17 protein-coding genes and 1 pseudogene are annotated in these 19,826 nt (G+C 67.4%); 14 read left to right on the top strand and 4 right to left on the bottom strand.

The genetic code is table 11. The annotated features are described in order from the left end of the window. Nucleotides 1-97: 97 nt before the first annotated feature. Nucleotides 98-679: an ANTAR domain-containing response regulator gene (locus tag CLM73_RS21930; RefSeq protein ID WP_105240227.1), complete on the bottom strand. Its 582-nt coding sequence runs from the start codon at nucleotides 677-679 to the stop codon at nucleotides 98-100. A gap of 430 nt (nucleotides 680-1,109) precedes the next feature. On the opposite strand from CLM73_RS21930, the gene CLM73_RS21920 reads away from it, so the two are divergent. The 9 genes and pseudogenes from CLM73_RS21920 to CLM73_RS21880 all read left to right on the top strand — a co-directional run bounded on the left by CLM73_RS21920 (nucleotide 1,110) and on the right by CLM73_RS21880 (nucleotide 10,183). Continuing rightward, nucleotides 1,110-2,408: a CmpA/NrtA family ABC transporter substrate-binding protein gene (locus CLM73_RS21920; RefSeq protein ID WP_105240225.1), complete on the top strand. Its 1,299-nt coding sequence runs from the start codon at nucleotides 1,110-1,112 to the stop codon at nucleotides 2,406-2,408. A gap of 25 nt (nucleotides 2,409-2,433) precedes the next feature. Further along, entirely contained in the window at nucleotides 2,434-3,264 is an 831-nt protein-coding gene (gene ntrB / locus CLM73_RS21915; RefSeq protein ID WP_105240224.1) for a nitrate ABC transporter permease, read from the top strand. Nucleotides 3,265-3,268: 4 nt separating this feature from the next. After that, nucleotides 3,269-4,147, top strand: coding sequence for an ABC transporter ATP-binding protein (locus tag CLM73_RS21910; RefSeq protein WP_105240223.1), 879 nt, complete (start codon nucleotides 3,269-3,271; stop codon nucleotides 4,145-4,147). Between the two features lie 10 nt (nucleotides 4,148-4,157). Further along, a pseudogene (locus CLM73_RS21905) lies at nucleotides 4,158-5,366 on the top strand (NAD(P)/FAD-dependent oxidoreductase); the annotation flags it as partial. 23 nt (nucleotides 5,367-5,389) lie between these two features. Beyond that, entirely contained in the window at nucleotides 5,390-8,098 is a 2,709-nt protein-coding gene (locus CLM73_RS21900; protein ID WP_105241656.1) for a nitrate reductase, read from the top strand. Nucleotides 8,099-8,204: 106 nt separating this feature from the next. Next, nucleotides 8,205-8,930, top strand: coding sequence for a hypothetical protein (locus CLM73_RS21895; protein WP_199778353.1), 726 nt, complete (start codon nucleotides 8,205-8,207; stop codon nucleotides 8,928-8,930). Between the two features lie 84 nt (nucleotides 8,931-9,014). After that, nucleotides 9,015-9,332, top strand: coding sequence for a DUF883 family protein (locus tag CLM73_RS21890; RefSeq protein ID WP_105240220.1), 318 nt, complete (start codon nucleotides 9,015-9,017; stop codon nucleotides 9,330-9,332). Between the two features lie 68 nt (nucleotides 9,333-9,400). Beyond that, complete coding sequence (locus CLM73_RS21885; protein ID WP_105240219.1) at nucleotides 9,401-9,817, top strand: phage holin family protein; 417 nt, start codon at nucleotides 9,401-9,403, stop codon at nucleotides 9,815-9,817. A gap of 3 nt (nucleotides 9,818-9,820) precedes the next feature. Further along, nucleotides 9,821-10,183, top strand: coding sequence for a hypothetical protein (locus CLM73_RS21880; RefSeq protein WP_056571642.1), 363 nt, complete (start codon nucleotides 9,821-9,823; stop codon nucleotides 10,181-10,183). Nucleotides 10,184-10,246: 63 nt separating this feature from the next. On the opposite strand, the gene ubiD is transcribed toward CLM73_RS21880, so the two are convergent. Further along, nucleotides 10,247-11,791 carry a 4-hydroxy-3-polyprenylbenzoate decarboxylase gene (gene ubiD, locus CLM73_RS21875; protein WP_105240218.1) on the bottom strand — a complete coding sequence of 515 codons (1,545 nt, stop codon included), beginning with the start codon at nucleotides 11,789-11,791 and terminating at the stop codon, nucleotides 10,247-10,249. Nucleotides 11,792-11,872: 81 nt separating this feature from the next. Between ubiD and CLM73_RS21870 the strand changes: the two genes are divergently transcribed. Continuing rightward, a complete protein-coding gene (locus tag CLM73_RS21870; RefSeq protein WP_105240217.1) occupies nucleotides 11,873-12,691 on the top strand; it encodes a lytic transglycosylase domain-containing protein in 819 nt (272 codons plus the stop codon). Between the two features lie 56 nt (nucleotides 12,692-12,747). Here CLM73_RS21870 and CLM73_RS21865 read toward each other — a convergent pair whose 3' ends face one another. Next, nucleotides 12,748-13,908 (bottom strand): pyridoxal phosphate-dependent aminotransferase, encoded by a 1,161-nt coding sequence (locus CLM73_RS21865; RefSeq protein ID WP_105240216.1) that lies wholly within the window; start codon nucleotides 13,906-13,908, stop codon nucleotides 12,748-12,750. 43 nt (nucleotides 13,909-13,951) lie between these two features. On the opposite strand from CLM73_RS21865, the gene CLM73_RS21860 reads away from it, so the two are divergent. From CLM73_RS21860 to CLM73_RS21845, 4 genes are all read left to right on the top strand, one after another. Continuing rightward, the gene (locus tag CLM73_RS21860) at nucleotides 13,952-14,857 is read left to right on the top strand and encodes an FAD-binding protein (protein ID WP_105240215.1); all 906 of its coding nucleotides are present in this window, start codon (nucleotides 13,952-13,954) and stop codon (nucleotides 14,855-14,857) included. A 132-nt stretch (nucleotides 14,858-14,989) separates the two neighbouring features. After that, complete coding sequence (locus tag CLM73_RS21855) at nucleotides 14,990-17,278, top strand: NADP-dependent malic enzyme (protein ID WP_105240214.1); 2,289 nt, start codon at nucleotides 14,990-14,992, stop codon at nucleotides 17,276-17,278. Continuing rightward, nucleotides 17,259-18,488 carry a patatin-like phospholipase family protein gene (locus CLM73_RS21850; RefSeq protein ID WP_234015710.1) on the top strand — a complete coding sequence of 410 codons (1,230 nt, stop codon included), beginning with the start codon at nucleotides 17,259-17,261 and terminating at the stop codon, nucleotides 18,486-18,488. Before CLM73_RS21855 ends, CLM73_RS21850 begins: the two co-directional genes overlap by 20 nt. After that, a complete protein-coding gene (locus tag CLM73_RS21845) occupies nucleotides 18,485-18,952 on the top strand; it encodes a barstar family protein (RefSeq protein ID WP_056570977.1) in 468 nt (155 codons plus the stop codon). The genes CLM73_RS21850 and CLM73_RS21845 overlap by 4 nt, the downstream gene beginning before the upstream one ends. A gap of 1 nt (nucleotide 18,953) precedes the next feature. On the opposite strand, the gene CLM73_RS21840 is transcribed toward CLM73_RS21845, so the two are convergent. Continuing rightward, complete coding sequence (locus tag CLM73_RS21840; protein ID WP_105240213.1) at nucleotides 18,954-19,685, bottom strand: 16S rRNA (uracil(1498)-N(3))-methyltransferase; 732 nt, start codon at nucleotides 19,683-19,685, stop codon at nucleotides 18,954-18,956. Nucleotides 19,686-19,826 lie beyond the last annotated feature (141 nt).

Below are 19,826 nucleotides of genomic sequence, written 5' to 3'. Positions count from 1 at the left end.
TACCCGGCTCAATGTGGGTCGATGATAGGGACGGGTTTTCATCCCCACAACTTTTGATTTCTTTAATTCATATAGCCATAACTTATTTGGCAGGGCGTCAGGCGCTGCCCAGCCATTGGCTCATTTCGACGACCTCGCGGGCGACGTCGCCCAGCCGCTTCTGGCTTTGCATGGCGCGGTCGCGCAGCAGCCGATGGGCCTCGTCCTCGGAAACGGCGCGCGTCTTCATCAGGATACCCTTGGCCTTCTCCACCCACTGCCGGTCCGCCAGGCGGAGCTGGGCCTCGCGCAGTTCCTCGCGGCGGGTCTTTTCCACGGCGAAACGCTCGATCGCCACGGTCAGCAGCGGTTCGATGCGGGCGGCAGGCACATCGCCGACCACATAGGCAGCCACGCCGGCGCGCAGCGCCGTGCGGATGGTCTCGCGGTTGCCGTTGTCGGTAAACATCACGACCGGACGGTCGCTGTGCGAACTGGCGACACAGATGTTTTCCAGCGTGTCGCGGCCAGGGGCGTCGCTGTCGATCAGCACGACGTCGGCGGCGGACTGGGCGATGCTGGCGGCCAGGTCCGTGCCCGGAGCCACTTCGGCCACGACGTGCATGCCCGCCGCGGCAAGCGTTTGCCGCAGCGACGCCGCGCGTCCTTCGCCATCGTTGAGCAGCATGACCTTCAGCATGAAACACCCCCTGTCTTCTGGATGATGCAAGTTCCATGCCATCGTCGCCGCGCGCGGAGGCGGGCGCGCGGACCGGCGCGCAGGCACGGCGGCGGGGCGCGCGCCGCACAGCGATGGTGCGTTGCGGCTTCGGCCTGCGCACCAACATGGCTCCGCCCCTGATTCGCGGCGGCGCGGCGCGGGCCGGGCGGAAATCGCGCAGCGCCAGTGCCAGCGCGGTCCGCCGGGCGGTTTGCATCGTGCTGGGCAAATCTGGCACACCTATTGCTTAAGTGAAAACGGGGCGGCCAACGGCGGTCGCCCGACGCAACGCGCCGCGACACGCGGCCAGGGACAACGACGTTCCGCTGCGCCATCGGATGGAGATCCGTGGCGCGCGGGACGTTTTTTTTTGCCGCCATTTTTTCCGTCACCTCGCAAGGAACCCACGATGACGCCCATGACCCGCAGTCCCTCGACCGTCGCCGCGCCCGCCGACGTGACCGCCAACGCCAGCCGCCGCAAATGGCTTGGCGGAACGGCGCGCGCGGTAGCCGGCGCCGGCCTGCTTTCGCTGGTCGACCCGCTGGTGCGCGCCGGCGCCTGGGCGGCCGGGACCGACGCGCCGGAAAAGACCGAAGTCAGGATCGGCTTTATTCCGCTGACCGACTGCGCGTCGGTGGTGATGGCGTCGGTGCTGGGCATCGACAAGAAGTACGGGGTCAAGATCACGCCGTCGAAGGAAGCGTCGTGGGCCGCCGTGCGCGACAAGCTCATGAACGGCGAGCTGGACATGGCGCATGTGCTGTACGGCCTGGTCTACGGCGTGCACATGGGCATCGGCGGTCCGAAGAAGGACATGGCCGTGCTGATGAGCCTGAACCAGAACGGCCAGGCGATCACGCTTTCGAACAAGCTGCTGGAAGCGGGCGCGCGCGACGGCGAGTCGCTGGCCAAGCTGATGGCCGCCGACAAGCGCGAGTACACCTTCGCGCAGACCTTCCCGACCGGCACGCACGCGATGTGGCTGTACTACTGGCTGGCCGCGCACGGCATCAATCCCATGAAGGACGCCAAGGTGATCACCGTGCCGCCGCCCCAGATGGTGGCGAACATGCGCGTGGGCAACATGGACGGTTACTGCGTGGGCGAGCCCTGGGGCGCGCGCGCCATCATGGACAAGATCGGCTTCACCACGGTGACGTCGCAAGGAATCTGGACCGATCACCCCGAAAAGGTCCTGGGCGCCAGCGCCGACTTCGTGAACCGCAATCCCAATACCGCGCGCGCGGTCACCGCCGCGATCCTGGAAGCCGGCAAGTGGATCGACGCGTCGCCAGAGAACCGCCGCAAGACGGCTGAGACCATCGCTGCCAAGTCCTACGTCAATACGGATGCGGGCGTCATCGTGGACCGCATGCTGGGGCAGTATGACGATGGCCTGGGCAAGAAGTGGTCGGACGCGCACGCCATGCGCTTTTACGCGGACGGCGCCGCCAATTTTCCGTACCTGAGCGACGGCATGTGGTTCCTGACGCAGCACAAGCGCTGGGGTTTGCTGAAAGAGCATCCCGATTACCAGGCGATCGCCACCCAGATCAATCGCGTCGACGTCTACAAGCAGGCCGCGCAGGCCGCGGGCGTCGCGCTGCCCGCCAGCGAAACGCGCACGTCCAAGCTGATCGACGGCGTGGTCTGGGACGGCAGCAATCCCGCGGCGTATGCCGACGGTTTCAAGGTCAAGGCCTGACGGCCGCCACCAAAGGGGACTCGCAATGTCTACCGTAACGATGACAAACCGCGGCGACGCATTCGCCGCCTGGTGGCGGGAACGCCTGGAAGCCGCGCTGAAGGCAGTCGTGGGGCCGGTCGCCGGCTTTGCGCTCTTCGTGCTGGTCTGGCAGGTGGTGGCGATGCGCATACCGGAGATCCCGACGCCGGGCGTCACCTGGCATGCGGCCGTCGAACTGTTCTCGGACCCGTTCTACGACAACGGCCCCAACGACAAGGGCATCGGCTGGAATCTGCTGGCCTCGCTGGAACGCGTGGCGGTCGGCTTCGGGCTGGCGGCGCTGGTCGGCATCCCCGTGGGCTTTGCGATTGGCCGCTACGCCGCCGTGCGCGCCATGTTCTCGCCGATCGTGAGCCTGTTGCGGCCGGTGTCGCCGCTGGCGTGGCTGCCGCTTGGGCTGCTGCTGTTCAAGGCGGCCAATCCGGCCGCGATCTGGGCCATTTTCATCTGTTCGATCTGGCCGATGATCATCAACACCGCCGTGGGCGTATCGCGCGTGCCGCAGGACTACCTGAACGTGGCGCGCGTGTTGAACCTGTCCGAATGGAAGGTCACGACCAAGGTGCTGCTGCCCGCGGTGCTGCCCTACATGCTGACCGGCGTGCGCTTGTCGATCGGCACCGCGTGGCTGGTGATCGTGGCCGCCGAGATGCTGACGGGCGGCACGGGCATCGGCTTCTGGCTGTGGGACGAATGGAACAACCTGAAGGTCGAGCACATCGTCATCGCCATTTTCGTGATCGGCATCGTGGGGTTGCTGCTGGAAACCCTGCTGGTCGCGCTGGCCCGCCGTTTCACCTATACCGAGGAATAGCGCCATGAAGAAATTCGTACGCATCGAACGCGTGGGACAGACCTTTGACACCCGCAAGGGCGCCTTCGTGGCGCTGCGCGACATCGACCTGACGGTCGAGCAGGGCGAGTTCATCACGCTTATCGGCCATTCCGGCTGCGGCAAGTCCACCTTGCTCAACCTGATCGCCGGGCTGACCCGGCCGACGAGCGGCGTGCTGCTGTGCGCCGAACGCGAGATCACGGGTCCGGGTCCCGACCGCGCGGTGGTGTTCCAGAACCATTCGCTGCTGCCGTGGCTGACGTGTTTCCAGAACGTGCACCTGGCGGTCGAGCGGGTGTTCGGCGCCACGGAAAAGCGTGCCCAGCTGGTCGAGCGCACGCGCGCCGCGCTGGATCTGGTTGGCTTGCTGCCCGCGCAGAACAAACTGCCGCGCGAGATCTCCGGAGGCATGAAGCAGCGCGTGGGCATTGCGCGCGCGCTGGCGATCGAGCCGGGCGTGCTGCTGATGGACGAACCGTTCGGCGCGCTGGACGCGCTGACCCGCGCGCATCTGCAGGACGAGCTGCTCAAGATCGTGGCCAAGACGCGCACGACGACCATCATGGTCACGCACGATGTGGACGAGGCCGTGCTGCTGTCGGACCGCATCGTGATGCTGACCAACGGACCGGCCGCGACCATCGGCGAGATCCTGCCGGTGCCGCTGCCGCGCCCGCGCGACCGCGTGCGGCTGGCCAACGATCCGACGTATCTGGCGTGCCGCGCGGGCGTGGTGGACTTTCTGCATCGCCGGCATGGCAATCCCGAGCGTTCTCAGGCCGCGGCGCAGGCGAACGCGACGCTGTCGGTCGTGCCTGCGCCGCTGGAGCAGGCAGGTGCGGCGGCCCGCGCCGCCGCGTAGGAGTGTCGTCATGCAAGCCAGGCAGAAGCTCGTCGTGGTCGGCAACGGGATGGCCGGCATTCGCACCGTGGAGGAGCTGCTCAAGCTCGCGCCGGATCTCTACGACATCACGGTGTTCGGCGCCGAGCCTCACACCAACTACAACCGCATCCTGCTGTCGCCGGTGCTGACCGGCGAGCGCACGCTGCAGGACATCGTGCTGAACGACGAGGACTGGTATGCGCGCCATGGTATTCGGCTGCTGCGCGGCCAGAAGGTGACGGACATCGACCGGGCGCGGCGCACGGTGGTGGCCGCCGACGGCACGCGCACGCCGTACGACAGGCTGCTGCTGGCGACCGGGTCGAACCCGTTCATCCTGCCGGTGCCGGGTCACGATCTGGACGGTGTGGTGGCGTTTCGTGACATCGGCGACGTCAACCGGATGATCGATGCGGCCTCGCGCTACCGGCACGCGGTGGTGATCGGGGGCGGACTGCTGGGCCTGGAGGCCGCCAACGGGCTGGCGGCGCGCGGCATGATCGTGTCGGTGGTTCACCTGGGCGCGGCGCTGCTCGACCGCCAACTGGACGGCGAGGCCGCCGCGCTGCTGCGCGCAAGCCTGGAGGCGCGGGGGCTGACGTTCTTGCTCCAGCACCAGACCGAGTCGATCCTGGGCGGCGCGGACGGGCGCGTGCGTGCGGTGCGCTTTGCCGACGGCACGGAGGTTCCCGCCGACCTCGTGGTGATGGCCGCCGGCGTGCGGCCGAACACCGAGCTGGCGCAACGCAGCGGATTGCACGTGGACCGCGGTGTGGTGGTGAGCGACACCTTGCAGACGTTCGACCCGCGCATCTATGCGGTGGGCGAATGCGTCAGCCATCGCGGCACGGCCTATGGCCTGGTGGCGCCGCTGTTCGAGCAGGCCAAGGTTGCGGCCAATCATCTTGCTCTGCACGGGATCGGCCGCTACGAGGGCAGTGTCACGTCGACCAAGCTCAAGGTCACCGGCATCGACCTCTTTTCCGCCGGCGACTTCGCGGGCGGTGCGCAGACCGAAACCATCACGCTGGCCGACATGCCGGGCGGCGTCTACAAAAAGCTGGTGATTCGCGAAGACCGCCTGGTGGGCGCGTGCCTGTTTGGCGACACGGCAGATAGCGCGTGGTACATGCGGCTGATCCGCGAAGGCGCGGGCATCGGCGCGCTGCGCGACCGGCTCATGCTGGGCGAAACCGCCGCGGAGTAGGAGTGGACATGCCGATGGCACGACGGATTGAGATCGTTACCGAAGCGGCGCGCGAGGTCGCGTCGGTCTGCTGTTATTGCGGCACGGGCTGCGGCGTGCGCGTGCAGGTGCGCGGCGGCACGGTCGTCGGCGTGCGGGGCGATGATGCGCATCCGGCTAACCGGGGGCGTTTGTGCAGCAAGGGGCTGGCGCTGGCCGACACCGTGCGGCGCGATGATGCCCGTGTGCTGTCGGCGCAATGGCGCTCGGGACGCGACCAGCCTCTGCGGGATATCGCGCTGACGCAGGCGCTGGATATCGCTGCGGACCGGCTGGCCGACGCGATCACCCGGCACGGCCCGGATGCAGTGGGCTTCTATCTGTCGGGCCAGTTGCTGACCGAAGACTACGCCGTCTTCAACAAACTGGCGCGCGCGCTGGCGGGCACCAACAACATCGACACCAATTCCCGTCTGTGCATGTCGAGCGCGGTCTCGGGCTACAAGCGCACGCTGGGCGCCGACGCGCCGCCCGCCTGCTACGACGATCTGGAATTGGCCGACACCGTGCTGATCGCCGGCTCCAACATGGCCTACGCGCACCCCGTGCTGTTCCGCCGGCTGGAAGCCGCGCGGGCCAGCCGGCCGCACATGAAGGTGATCGTGGCCGACCCGCGGCGCACCGACACCGCCGCGTTTGCCGACCTGCATCTGCCGATCGCGCCGGGGTCCGACGTGGCGCTGTTCAACGCCATGCTGCACGTGATGCTGCGCGAGGGCCTGGTCGACGAGGCCTACATCGCGCGCCATACCGAGGGCTTCGAGACACTGCGCGCGCGCGTGCAGACGTGTACGCCCGAGGCGGCGCAGCGCCTCTGCGGCGTGCCCGCGCGGGACATCGTTCAGGCGGCGCGCTGGTTCGGCCAGGCGCCGGCCGCGTTGTCGCTGTACACGATGGGCTTGAACCAGTCGGTCGCGGGCACCGACAAGAATGCGGCGCTGATTCATCTGCATCTGGCCACCGGCCAGATTGGGCGTCCCGGTGCCGGACCGTTTTCACTGACCGGCCAGCCCAACGCCATGGGCGGGCGCGAGGCAGGTGGCATGGCAACCCTGCTGCCGGGCCATCGCGATCCCGCGTCGGCCGCGGACCGCGCCGAGGTCGCGCGGCTGTGGGGCGTGGACAGCCTGCCCGATGCGCCGGGCACGACGGCGCTCGACATGTTCGACGCGGTGCTGGAAGGGCGCATCAAGGTGCTGTGGATTGCGGCGACCAATCCGGCGCAGTCGCTGCCGGACCAGGCGCGCGTGCGGGCCGCGCTGGCCCGCGCCGAGTTCGTCATCGTGCAGGAAGCCTTTGCCGGCACCGAGACGCTGGCCCATGCCGACCTGGTGCTGCCGGCGGCGACCTGGCCCGAGAAAGCGGGCACGGTGACCAACTCCGAGCGTCGCATCAGCCGGGTCCACGCCGCCATCGCGCCGCCCGGTGATGCGCAGCCCGACTGGCGGCTGGCGCAGGCGGTCGCCCAGCGGCTCGCGGCGCGCATCGCGCCGACCAAGGCGGCGCTGTTTGCCTGTGTCGACGAAAGCGAGGTTTTTGCCGAGCACGCCCGCATGACCGCCGGCCGCGACCTGGACTACAGCGCGCTGGATTACGCCGTGCTGGCGCAGCACGGACCGCAGCAGTGGCCGTACCGGGCGGGGCAGGGCACCGCGCGCCTGTATGCCGACGGCGTGTTTCCCACCGTTAGCGGCCGCGCCCGGTTCTGCGACGTCGCATGGCGGCCGACCGCCGAAACCGTCTCCGACGGCTTTCCGCTGCAACTGACCACCGGCCGGTTGCGCGATCACTGGCACACGATGGCGCGCACGTCGCTCGCTCGCGCGTTGACGCAGCATGTCGAGGAACCGTGGGTATCGCTGCATCCGGACGATATGCGCCGCCTGGACTTGGAAGCCGGCGCGCTGGCCCGGCTACAGTCGCGGCGGGGCGCGCTGGTGCTGCCGGTGCAGGCCGATGAGACGCTGCGCCCCGGCCAGGCCTTCGTGCCGATGCACTGGGGCAGCGCCTTCATGGCCGGGCTGGGCGTGAACGCGCTGACCAATCCCGCGGCCGATCCGATATCGCGCCAGCCCGAGCTCAAGTTCAGCGCCGTGCGCGCCGAGCCGGCGGGCCTTGCGTGGCAGGCCGCGGCGTGGCGGCAGGGCGATGCGTCGGCGCTGCGGACCCGGCTTGCGCCCTGGCTGCGGCGTTTCGACTATGCCGTTGTGCTGCCGGTTGGCGCGCGCGGCGTCCGGTTGCGGCTCGCCAGCCGCGACGCGCCAGCTGCCGCCGTGCTGCACGAACTGGCCGACGCGCTGGACCTGCGCCGTCCCGATGTGGCGTACGACGATCCGGCGCGCGGCCATGTGCGCCGGGTCAGCGCCGGACAAGGCGAGTTGCGCGCCTTCTTGCTGACAGGCGATCTCCGCGCGCAGGAGCCGCTGCTTGCGTGGGCCGCGGGGGGCGAGGCGCCCGCCAGCATCGCGGCGCTGCTGATGGGACGCGTCGCGGGCGCCGTGCGTTCGCGTACGGTGTGCGTCTGCAATGGCGTCAGCGAAGCGGCCATCCTGAAGGGCATCGAAGGCGGCTGCGATCTGGCGGCGTTAAAGGACACGCTGGGCTGCGGCACCGGCTGCGGCTCGTGCGTGCCGGAAATCCAGACGCTGATGGCGCGCGCCCCAGCGGCGCCGGTGCTGGCGTGACGACACGTTCGGACATACGCCGGGCACGGCAACCGGTGTAGTATCAAGCCAGCTGTCCCCAAGGCGGGACGGCGCTTTCGGATTTCTGGAGTGGCTTGTGACGACGATGCGAAAAATGGCATCCCTGGTTTTTGCGGCCGGCGCGTTGGGCGCGGCCGCCACGGCGCAGGCCGGCGTGTGTGACGCGCAGTTCATGCACGACGGCGGCGCCGTCCAACTGACCGGCACGGGCAATCTGGCGCTGGGCGCGGATCTGACCTTCGCCGAAGTTACAAAAAGCAATGGCGACAACTGCCGCGCGCGCGTGCAGGGCGTTGCCAAGTTCAGCTACGCGGGCCTGCCGCCCGGCAAGTCCAAGCTCGATTACCTGATGACCGTCAAAGGCGGTCAAGCCACTTTCCTGCGCTACGCCAGCGCCGGCGAAGCGCCCAAGCCGTCCGAAGGCCAGTTCGACCTGCGCATGCTGGGCCTCTTTGCCTACGACGGCAAGCTGGCCGCGGGCCAGAAGCTGCCCGGCTCGTCGTTCCGCCTGAAGATCGGCAAGGAAGCGCCGGTGGGCGGACAACCCAGCACCACGGTGCGAATTGGCGAGAAGACGGTCGGCCAGAAAACCGCGCTGGACACCGCGCTGGGCAAGCAGACCTGCCACCCGATCACCTACACGCGCAATTCGGACCCGACGATGGCCACGTTCCAGGGCCTGACCATTCCCATCCCCGGCATGAACACGACGGTCACCGATTGGTATTGCCCGGCCGTGAATCTGGTGATGAAGCAGGACATCGATCAGGGCGGCGTGAAATCCGCCGTTGAGATTACGCAGATCAAGTAGCACCCGGTAGCAAGCGGGCGATTGCGCCCGCATGGCGGCTGGTATCATCGTTTCCGTCATGGACACACAACAGGAGCTCAGAAAATGGCAACGAGAAAATCCGAAGACGTCGCAAAAGAAAAACTCATGGACAGTGTCAAGACCAGCCTGAACGACGCCGAAAGCCTGCTGCGCGAAGCCGCCAGCAGCACCGGCGACAAGGCTAACGAACTGCGCGACCGCGCCATGACGTCGCTGCGGCGCACGCGCGAGGCCCTGTACGAAGCGCAGGATGCCGTCCTCGAACGTGGCCGCAAGGCCGCCCGTGCGACGGATGACTACGTGCACGACAATCCCTGGCAAGCCATCGGGGTGGCAGGCGTGACCGGCCTGCTGCTCGGCTTGCTGATCAGCCGCCGCTGACAGGGCAGGGCGTCCGGGCGGCAGGCGCGGCTTGATGCCGCTGCCTGCCGCCCGGCGTTCTTTCAGCCATGGGTCTACGAAAAACTGTTTTCGGTGTTGCCTCCAGCCTGGTCGGGCTGATGCGCACGCGGCTGGAGCTGCTGGCTCTTGAAGCCGCGGACGAAAAGGCGCGCCTGCTCAAGCTGCTGGGCCTGGCGTTTGCGGCCCTGCTATTTTTGACGCTGGCGGTTCTGGTGGCCACCATCACCATCGCCGTGGCGTTCTGGCCCACGGAAGACCGCTACTTGGCCCTGGGGCTGCTGGCGGCTTTCTATGGTGTTGCTGGCGTGGTGCTGCTGCTCGTGGTGCGCCACGGGCTGGTGTACGGACCGGCGCCGTTCTCGGCCACGCTCGAAGAGCTGGGCCGCGATGCGGAGTTGCTGGATCGCGTGCGCGATGCGCAAGCCGATGAAGACACCGCGGTCCGCCGGCGCGAGGGGTTCTGAGCCATGCACAAACGATCTCCCACCGTCGACCGCGCCGTGCGCATCGAACTGCTGCGCGCCCGCGCCGCGATCGAGCGCGAGTCGCTGGCGCAGAACATCGTGTCGGCCGGGCGCAGGCTTGAACCCAGCGCGCTCATCCGCGGCATGCTGCCAGGTCTTGCGTCGGGCGGCGCGTCCCGCTGGGCCTTGCAGGCCATCACGCTGGCGCGGCGCTATCCCATCATCAGTTCGTCGCTGTCCGCCATGTTCATGCGCGGCGGCAAGCGCGGCAAGCTCCTGAAGCTTGCCGGCGGCGCCTTCGTGGGCTGGCAGCTCTTGAAGGTCTGGCGCGGCATGCGCCAGGACGACGACCGGGAACGCGACTGACGCCAACCGTAAAAACAAAGCCCCGTTTCCGGGGCTTTGTTGTTTGCGCAAAGGGGCCAATGGCTAGAGGCCCAACTGCCCCCACATATCGTCCACGCGCTTCTTCACGTCGGCGTCCATCGTGATGGGCGTGCCCCATTCACGATTCGTCTCGCCCGGCCACTTGTTGGTGGCGTCCAGGCCCATCTTGCCGCCCAGGCCGGACACCGGCGAGGCGAAATCCAGGTAGTCGATCGGGGTGTTTTCGACCAGCAGCGTGTCGCGCACCGGGTCCATGCGGGTGGTCATCGCCCAGACGACTTCCTTCCAGTCGCGCGGATTGATGTCCTCGTCCACGACCACGATGAACTTGGTGTACATGAACTGGCGCAGAATGCTCCACAGGCCGAACATGACACGCTTGGCATGGCCCGCGTATTGCTTGCGGATCGACACCACGGCCAGGCGGTAGCTGCAGCCTTCGGGCGGCAGATAGAAATCCACGATTTCCGGCAGCTGGCGGCGCAGCAGCGGCACGAACACCTCGTTAAGCGCCACGCCCAGCACGGCGGGCTCGTCGGGCGGCTTGCCGGTGTAGGTCGAGTGATAGATGGGATTGCGGCGCATCGTGATGCGCTCGACCGTGAAGACCGGGAACCAGTCCTGCTCGTTGTAGTAGCCGGTGTGGTCGCCGTACGGGCCTTCCAGCGCCATTTCGTAGCCGGTGTCGGGCGGCGGATTGACGCCCTCCGGGACCACGGGCTTGATGGCGCGCGGGTCTGACGACGGCAGCAGGTGGCCTTCCAGCACGATCTCGGCCCAGGCCGGCACGGACAGGTTGCTGCCCAGCGCCTGCGCGACCTCGGTGCGCGAGCCGCGCAGCAGGCCGGCAAACTGGTACTCGGACAGGCTGTCCGGCACCGGGGTGACGGCGCCCAGCGTGGTGGCCGGATCGGCGCCCAGCGCCACCGCGATGGGGAAGGGCGTGCCCGGATTGGCGATCGCGTGGTCGCGGAAATCCAGTGCGCCGCCGCGGTGCGACAGCCACCGCATGATCAGCTTGTTCGGTCCCAGCAATTGCTGGCGGTAGATGCCCAGGTTCTGGCGCTTGGCGTTGGGACCGCGCGTGATGACCAGGCCCCACGTCAAGAGCGGCGCCACGTCGCCAGGCCAGCAGGTCTGGATGGGCAGCCGGTTCAGGTCCACGTCGTTGCCTTCCCAGACGATTTCCTGGCAGGCAGGGCTTTTGACGTTCTTGGGGCTCATGTCCCACAGCGCCGACTTCAGCATCGACACCTTGGCCAGCGCATCGCGCAGGCCCTTGGGCGCTTCGGGCTCGCGCAGCGAGGCCAGCAGTTCGCCGATGTCGCGCAGCGCGCTGACGTTGTCGGCGCCCATGCCGCGCGCCACGCGGGCAGGCGTGCCGAACAGATTGGCCAGCACCGGCATCTGCGCGGGCTGGCCATTGTGGCGGGCGTTTTCGAACAGCAGGGCGGGGCCTTCGGCCCGCAGCACGCGGTCGGAAATCTCCGTCATTTCAAGCTGCGTCGACACCGGCGCGGCAATGCGTTTGAGTTCGCCCATTCGTTCAAGTTGGGCGATGAAGTCTCTAAGGTCGCGGTATTTCACTACAGATCCCAGCGATTTGGTTACATTTCGGATTCAAAGAGAGGTTAACATTGACTCCCTCTTTTTTACGCAGGAGGTTTTATGCCCGATGCGTCAGTGGCCAGCCTGTTCAGGAACATGGCCCAAGGAGTGCACCAATATCTTGCCGAATCCCTGCGCATTTGCTCTGTCTATCTGGGCATCGCGGTCATTGTGACGGTAAGCATGGGATTCGCCCTGCCTGGTTTGCGCGACCAGGCATTGCAAGTGCACAAAGCCTTGTTGACCGCCCTTGCGCCTTCATCCATGCAGGCCAGCTCCGAATCCGAAGCCGGCTCCGAACTGGGGGCCGACACGTCGTCGGCAATTGCCATGGCCGTACCCACCACACCCGCCAGCAACGCCACCGGCATGCTGGGGCCGGCCCGTGTGGCGCCGCCCGCGCCCAAGAAGACCGCTTCGGCGGCCACCGGACCACAGGCCGAAGCACTGCGCAACTATATCTCGCGCAAGTACAAAGTCGCCTATGACGCGACCGGTCCGCTGCTGAACACCGTGTACAAGGTCAGCCGCGAAAAGCAGCTTGATCCCTTGCTGGTCCTGGCCGTGATCGCCATCGAATCGCGTTACAACCCGCTGGCCGAAAGCCATGTGGGCGCGCAGGGCCTGATGCAGGTCATGACCAGCGTGCACCAGGAAAAGTTTGACGCGGTTGGCAAGAACCCGCTGGACCCCGCCGCCAACATCGGCGTGGGCGCCACGATCCTGCGCGACTGCATCAACCGCCGCGGTTCCGTGGACGGCGGCCTGGCGTGTTACGTCGGGTCCACCGGCCCAGACGACAACGGCTATGGCGCGAAGGTGCAGGCGGAACGCCGGCGCCTGGCGCTGGCATCGGGCATCGCGCTGGCGCGCGATTGATCCTGTCCCCCTTTGCCAACAGGCGCGCTCCGCAAGGGCGCGCCTTATTCATTGGATCAGCGCTGCAGCAGCACGCCCATCCGGGCCACCGCTTCTTCCAGACGGTCCAGACCCGTGGCATACGAAAACCGCATCGTGTGGGCCGCATGCGCGGGTCCGAAGTCCAGGCCCGGCACGGCGGCCACGCCGGCTTCCAGCAAAAGGCGCTGCGAGAACGCGGCGCTGTCCATGCCCAGGTTGCTGATATCGGCATAGATATAGAAGGCGCCGTCCGGCTTGACCGGCACGTCGATGCCCAGGCGCTCGAATTCCGGCAGCAGATAGTCGCGGCGCTGCTTGAAGGCCTCGCGGCGGTGTTCGAAGATCTTCAGCGCGGCGGGGGTGAAGCAGGCCAGCGCGGCGTGCTGGGCCAGCGTGGGCGCGCAGATCGCCAGGCTGGAGGCGATCTTTTCCACCGGCGCGACCATGTCGTCGGGCACGATCATCCAGCCCAGGCGCCAGCCCGTCATGTGGAAGTACTTGGAAAAGCTGTTGATGACGATGACGTCGTCGTCCAGCGTCAGCGCCGAGCGCGGCTGGCCGTCATAGGACAGCCCCAGGTAGATTTCGTCGACGATCGCAAAGCCTTCGCGGGCACGGACCTGCGCCAGCAGCTCGGTCAGCTCGCCGTGGGCAATCGACGTGCCGGTGGGATTGCTGGGCGAAGCCACCATCACGCCCTGCGTGGCGGGCGTCCAGTGGCGCGCGACGTCGTCGGCGGACAACTGGAAGCGCTTTGCCGCCGTGCTGGGGATCAGGCGCGGCACGCCGCCGGCGGCCAGCACGAAATTGCTGTTGGCCGGATAGGATGGATCGGGCATCAGCACTTCGCCGCCGGTGTTCACCAGCGCCGCGCAGGCCAGCGTCAGGGCGCCCGAGGCGCCCGCGGTCACAATGACGCGGCGCGGGTCGATGACGGCGCCGAACTGGTCCCGGTAGAACTGCGCGATGGCCTCGCGCAGCGGGGCGATGCCGGCGCCGGGGCTGTAGCCGCTGAGGCCGGCGCGCGCGGCGCGGTCCAGCGCTTCCACCACCTGAGGGGGCGCGGTAAAGTCCGGTTCGCCGATGCCCAGGCTGATAATGTCTCGTCCGGCCGCCTGCAGCGCCTGCGCCTGCTTGAACAGTTCCATCACCTGGAACGTCAGGAAATCGTGAGTGCGGGTAGCGAGGCGGGGCATCGAAATCTCGAAAGCGTCATCTAGCAAAAAAGGAATTGTAGTCATGCAGCCATCCCGGCGCGCCTTTCTCATGGGCCGGCGGCCCGTCCAGACGCCGTGGGCAGCCTTCGTGCAGCGCCTGGCGCTGGTATGCCACGGCAAGGTCCGCGACCTGGGCGAGGGCGGGGCGGACGGCACGTGCGCCATTCTCACGCCCGCGTCCGAGGCCGACGTCGTCCAGGCGCGCAAGCTGTGCGCGGAATACCGCGTGACGCTGGAACTGGAAGGGGCGGCGGGGCCCTTTGCGCCCTCCGCCCGACCGCGCCTGCGGGTGGATCCCGTGTTGTTGACCGAATTGACGCGGCTGGACGGCGACGTGCCGCAGTGGCGCGCGCAGCCGGGCGTGACCCTGGCCGAGCTGGCCCGGGCGGGGTTGCGGCAGTTCGCCGGGCTGCCGGGCGACATGACGCTGGCCCAATGGGTGGCGGCCCCGGCGCCCTGGCCGGCGGGCCACTGCGCGGCCTCGGGCCTGGTGGCGGCCGACGTCCTGTTGGCCGATGGCGTGGAGGAGACGCTGGGCGCGTTCGGCGAAACCGACGTGCAGCCGCTGCGGTCGGCCACCGTGCAGCGCCTGGTGCCCGCGCTGTTCCAGTTGGCGTCCGGCGGCGATGCGTTCGCCACCAACGACGGCTATCACTGGCTGGGCCGCTACCGGCTGGACGCGCTCAAACCCGTGGCGCCGGCCACCGTCAATCTCGCGCAATTGCTGCTGGGCCATGGCGGGACGCTGGCTTGGCTGCAGGGCGCGGTGCTGATCGACGTGCCGCCCGGCGGCGACCGCCAGGCCGAAGGCGAGCCCGGGCCCGCGCCGGCCGCCCCGGGACTGGCGACCGTGCGGCTGGACGGACGTGTCAAGACCCAGTTCGATCCCGACGGCTGCTTCCCCGAAATCCGGTGGCCCGAAGTCTGACATTCGTTCAGCTTGCTGTAAGATTCCGGCGCTCGACCTCAAGAAAGAAGCAGGTCCGCGTTTCGCGCGGCCCGTCATGGGAATAGAATTCCTCCCTCTTTCGTGTCACACACTCTAGCCAGTAGCCGACCTATGGATGCCAACCTTCGCAAAGCCGCCCTTGAATATCACGAGCACGGGCGCCCCGGCAAAATCTCGGTCACGCCGACCAAGCAACTGACGAACCAGCGCGATCTGGCGCTGGCGTACTCGCCCGGCGTGGCGGCGGCCTGTGAGGAAATCGTGGCGGATCCGGCCAACGTGTTCCGCTACACGGCCCGGGGCAACCTGGTGGGCGTCATCACCAACGGCACCGCGGTGCTGGGCCTGGGCAACATCGGCGCGCTGGCCTCCAAGCCGGTCATGGAAGGCAAGGCGGTGCTGTTCAAGAAGTTCGCCGGGCTGGATGTCTTTGACATCGAAATCAACGAGACAGACCCGGACAAGCTGGTCGAAATCATCGCCGGCCTGGAAGCCACCTTCGGCGGCATCAACCTTGAAGACATCAAGGCCCCGGAGTGCTTCACCGTCGAGCGCAAGCTGCGCGAACGCATGAAGATCCCGGTCTTTCACGACGACCAGCACGGCACGGCGATCTGTGTGTCGGCGGCCTTCATCAACGGCCTGAAGGTCGTGGGCAAGGACATCAAGAAGGTCAAAGTGGTCACGTCGGGTGCAGGTGCCGCGGCGCTGGCGTGCCTGGACCTGATGGTCGATCTGGGCCTGCCGCTCGAAAACATCTGGGTCACCGACATCGAGGGCGTGGTTTTTGAGGGCCGCACCACGCTGATGGACCCGGACAAGGCGCGCTTTGCGCAAAAGACCGACGCCCGCAAACTGGCCGAGGTTATCCAGGACGCCGACGTGTTCCTGGGCCTGTCGGCCGGCGGCGTGCTCAAGCCCGAGATGGTCGCCGCGATGGGTTCGCGTCCGCTGATCCTGGCGCTGGCCAACCCCACGCCGGAGATCCTGCCGGAAGTCGCGCACGGTGTGCGCGACGATGTGGTGATGGCAACGGGCCGTTCGGACTATCCGAACCAGGTCAACAACGTGCTGTGCTTCCCGTACATCTTCCGCGGCGCGCTGGACGTGGGCGCCACGACCATCACGCGTGAAATGGAAAAGGCGGCGGTGTACGCCATTGCCGATCTGGCCGAAGAAGAGCAGAACGAAGTAGTGGCGGCCGCCTATGGCACGTTCGATATTTCGTTCGGTCCCGAATACCTTATCCCGAAGCCGTTCGATCCGCGCCTTATCGTGCGCATCGCGCCGGCCGTGGCCAAGGCCGCGATGGAAGGCGGCGTGGCGACGCGCCCGCTGGCGGACCTGGAAGCCTACGAAGAGCAACTGCAGCAGTTCGTGTACCACTCGGGCGCGTTCATGAAGCCGTTGTTCTCGGCGGCCAAGCGCATCGTGCGCGAAGGCGGTCCGGCCCGCATCGTGTTCGCGGAAGGCGAAGACGAGCGCGTGCTGCGCGCCGTGCAGGTGGTGGTGGACGAAGGCCTGGCTCGCCCGATCCTGGTGGGCCGTCCGTCGGTGCTGCTGACCCGTATCGAAAAACTGGGCCTGCGTCTGCGTCTGGGCGAGGACGTCGAAGTCACCAACCCCGAATATGACGAGCGCTTCCATCAGTACTGGACGACCTACTGGGAACGCATGTGCCGCCGCGGCATCACCAAGGAAATGGCGCGCGTGGAAATGCGCCGCCGCATGACACTGATCGGCGCAATGATGGTGCACCTGGGCGATGCCGATGGCATGGTCTGCGGCTCTGTCGGTGCGTACCACGACCACCTGCGTTTCGTGGACGAGGTGATCGGCCGCCGCCCGGGCCACAACGTGTACGCCGCCATGAACATCCTGCTGCTCAACGAGCGCACGGTGGTGCTGGTGGACACGCACGTGAACGACGAGCCCACCGCTGAACAGATCGCGGAATTTACCGTGGCCGCGGCGCGCGAGATGCGCCGTATGTACCTGGCGCCCAAGGCCGCGCTGCTGTCGCGCAGCAATTTCGGCTCGGGCAGCTCGGCGTCGGGCGCCAAGATGCGGCGCGCGCTGGAACTGGTGCGCCAGATGGATCCCGAGCTGGAGATCGACGGCGAAATGCACGGCGATTGCGCGTTGGATGAGGCCCTGCGCATGCGCATCCTGCCGTCGTCCACGCTCAAGGGCGAAGCCAACCTGCTGGTGTGCCCGAACGTCGATTCCGGCAACATCGCCTACAACCTGCTCAAGACGGCGGCGGGCGGCAACGTCGCGGTGGGTCCGTTCCTGCTGGGCGCCAATGCTCCCGTGCACATCCTGACCTCCAGCTCCACCGTGCGCCGCATCGTCAACATGACCGCGATGACGGTGGTCGATGTCAATACGCCACGTTGAAGTCAAGCCGGCCGGCAGGGCGTGCCCGCGCACGCCCACCGGCCTGGTCCTGACGGGCGGCGGCGCGCGCGCCGCCTACCAGGTCGGGGTGCTCAGCGCCATCATGGAGCTGCTGGATCCGGACTGGCATTCCCGGTTCCAGAACCCCTTCGACATCATCTGCGGCACGTCCGCCGGCGCCATCAACGCCGCCGCGCTGGCCTGCCGCGCCGACCGGCCCCATCTGGGCGTGCGGCGCATCCGCCGCCTCTGGTCGTCGCTGAACACCGACATGATCTACCGGGCCGACGCGCCCGGCCTGATCCGCACCGGCGTGCGGTGGCTGGGCCTCTTGTCGCTGGGCTGGATGTATTCCGGCCTGACGCGCAAACGTCCGCATTCGCTGCTGGACAATACCCCGATGCAAGGACTGCTGGAACGCGTGCTGGACTTCGGCAATCTGCGTTCCAACCTGGAGAGCGGATCGCTATCCGCGCTGGCCATCACCGCGTCGGGCTACACCAGCGGCGAACACTTGACGTTCTACCAGGCGCACACCCCCATCGAACCGTGGCACCGCTATCTGCGGCTGGCGATCCCCACACCCATCGGCATCGAACACCTGATGGCGTCGTCGGCCATTCCCTTTGTCTTTCCGGCGCGCCAGGTGCAGGTGCACGGCAAGGGCGAATGGTGCGGCGACGGCTCGATGCGCCAGCTTGCGCCCATCAGCCCGGCCATCCACCTGGGCGCGCACCGCGTCATGGTGATCGGCACGGGCTACCGCGACGACACCCATCCCGAAAACCGCGAAGCCTCGCCGCCGTATCCGTCGCTGGCGCAGGTAGGCGGGCATGCGCTGTCGAGCATCTTTCTGGACGGCCTGTCGGCGGATGTCGAGCGGCTGGAGCGCATCAACTACCTGATGGACCACGCGGACCCGAACGGCGCGCCGCCCACCGTGCGCCGTATCGAGGTGTTGACGATCACGCCCAGCCAGTCGCTGGATTTGATGGCGCTCGAACATTTGCACGATATGCCCGCACAGGCGCGTGCGCTTTTCCGCGTACTCGGTGTATCGTCCGATCCAAACCGTCCGGGGGGCGGGGCGCTGATGTCCTACCTCCTGTTCGAAGCCGGCTACACCAAGCGATTGATAGAACTGGGTTATGCCGATACGATGCGACGTAACGACGAAGTGATCGCCTTTTTCAGGGAGGCACAGGCATGACGCGCAATGGCCAATCTACTTTGCAGCGGCAGCTGATGCGCGGCGGTGCGCTGGCTCACGACGGGCTCGACAAGAAGGCCGTGGTGGACGCCGCGCACGAACTTGGCCTGTCCTTGTTTGTTGCCAATTGCGACCCGTGCCGCAGCCGCTCGGCGGTGTTGCGTGCCATCGTCAAGGCAGTGGATTTCCCCGAATACTTCGGCGGCAACCTCGACGCCCTGTACGACTGCCTGTGCGATACGGTGCTGGACCACAAATCCGGTGTGGTGCTGTGGCTGTACCGTCTGCATTCCGGCGATCCGGCGCTTGAAGAAGACGCCGGCCGCATCGAAACCGTCTGCTCCGACGCGGCGGATTTCGCGCACGAAAATGGCCGTGTGTTCGCGTATGTCATCGAGCACGCTGGCGCGCACCCCGAACCCGAGCCCGGCGTGGCCGCCGCGCCCTACGGCGAAAACGACTGACCTACCACCCGCGCAGCGCGCTGATCGCCGATATCAGCGCCAGACCGGCCGTCTCGGTGCGCAGCACCCGGGGGCCAAAGCGCACGGCCTGCACGCCCGCCGTGCGGGCCGCTTCCAATTCCTTGTCCGACCAGCCGCCTTCCGGGCCGACCAGCAGCGTGATGGCCGCCTGATCCGGCGCGCCTTGTAGCGTGGCGGCCAGATCTTGCTCGGCCTCGGGATGGCACAGCACGCGCAGCCCCTCGGCGGGTTGCGCCAGCCAGGCTTCCAGCGTCAGCGGCGCGTCCACGGTCATCAGCCGGTTGCGGCCGCATTGTTCGGCTGCCGATTGCGCGATGCGCTGCCAGTGCGCGACGCGCTTCTCCAGGCGCGGGCCCGACAACTGCAGCACGCTGCGCTGCGCGGCGATCGGACTGACCCGGGCCGCACCCAGTTCCACGGCCTTTTCCACGACCCAATCCATCTTGTCGCCCGACGGCAGCCCCTGGGCCAGGATGATGCGCCCGCCCAGTTCGGCTTCGCGGGGATTGAAGTCGCCAAGCTGGGCAAAGCCGGCCTTGCCCTCGACTTCCAGCACCGCCGGGTATTCGCCGCCCTGGCCATTGAACAGCGTGATGGCTTCGCCGGCCCGCAGGCGCAGCACGCGCAGGGCGTGATGGGCAAGGGCGTCGGGCAGGGCGATGCGGGCGCCGGCGGTCAGCGGGGCATCGCAATGGAAACGGGGGGCGGGCATGGTGATCGGGCTTCGAAATGGGTGGGGACTGACGAGTTCGCGTAGCCTACCACTGCCTGCCGATTCCTCTGGAAACCCGCGATTACATAGGGCATCCGGCCGATGGCCTCCGGGAAATCCCCTGATGCTAAAATCACCTGC

This window comes from Achromobacter spanius (assembly GCF_002966795.1).
In the GTDB taxonomy this organism is placed as follows: Bacteria; Pseudomonadota; Gammaproteobacteria; order Burkholderiales; family Burkholderiaceae_B; genus Achromobacter; species Achromobacter spanius_D.
Note: the sequence above shows the minus strand (reverse complement) of the source record. Positions and strands in the feature narration are given on the sequence as shown.